Raw genomic sequence first — 1,056 nt, forward strand, 5'->3', positions numbered from 1 at the left:
CATTCTTCATCTCAGAAGCTGGTTACAAATATACCACCAAGAAATTTAATTACAAGCATTTTAGTGATAAAAGTCACAAAAAATCCATAAATTGACGTCAATCAAATTTTAACTGTAATTAAATTACATTTTTGTGAATTAAAAATTATTCTACTTTCAGTTCATATAAACATAAGCGCATTTACGATCTATACCATGTTCATAAAGTGTGACAGTGAGGAAGGAAATCCTTTTGTTCTCGACTACTAGTAGCCTTCGTCTGGTGGTATCCTTGAGCTAATTCATGCCAAATATCATTAGCATTTCCTGCTAATCACACATTATTTATACGGTATATATTTGGCAAAGCACATCAAAAGGAGTCTTCCGTGTCTGAATTCCATTCTGAAATCAGTACCTTGTCACCTGCTCCACTTTGGCAGTTTTTCGATAAGATTTGTTCCATCCCTCATCCATCTAAGCATGAAGAAGCATTAGCACAGTACATTATCAACTGGGCAACAGAGCAAGGCTTCGATGTTCGCCGAGACCCAACGGGCAACGTATTCATCAAAAAGCCAGCAACGCCTGGGATGGAAAACAAAAAGGGCGTGGTTCTTCAAGCACACATTGACATGGTGCCACAGAAGAATGAAGACACTGACCACGACTTCACAAAAGATCCAATTCAACCGTACATCGATGGTGAGTGGGTAACAGCGAAAGGCACGACGCTTGGTGCAGATAACGGTATTGGTATGGCTTCTTGTCTTGCTGTATTAGCATCTAAAGATATCAAGCATGGGCCAATTGAAGTTCTACTAACAATTGATGAAGAAGCAGGCATGACTGGTGCATTCGGGCTTGAAGCAGGTTGGTTGGAAGGTGATATTCTTCTAAACACCGACTCCGAGCAAGAAGGCGAAGTGTACATGGGCTGCGCTGGTGGTATCGATGGTGCGATGACTTTTGACATCAAACGCGACGCGATCCCTACTGGCTTTGTGACTCGTCAGCTAACCTTGAAGGGTTTAAAAGGCGGTCACTCTGGTTGTGATATCCACACTGGTCGGGGTA

General features: G+C 41.9%; 1 protein-coding gene. It reads left to right on the forward strand.

The genetic code is table 11. The annotated features are described in order from the left end of the window. Nucleotides 1–368 precede the first annotated feature (368 nt). Nucleotides 369–1,056 (forward strand): M20/M25/M40 family metallo-hydrolase (locus R7O12_RS26765; protein ID WP_318127099.1); only part of this gene is annotated, 688 nt, incomplete at its 3' end.

Source organism: Vibrio sp. Vb1574 (assembly GCF_033338675.1).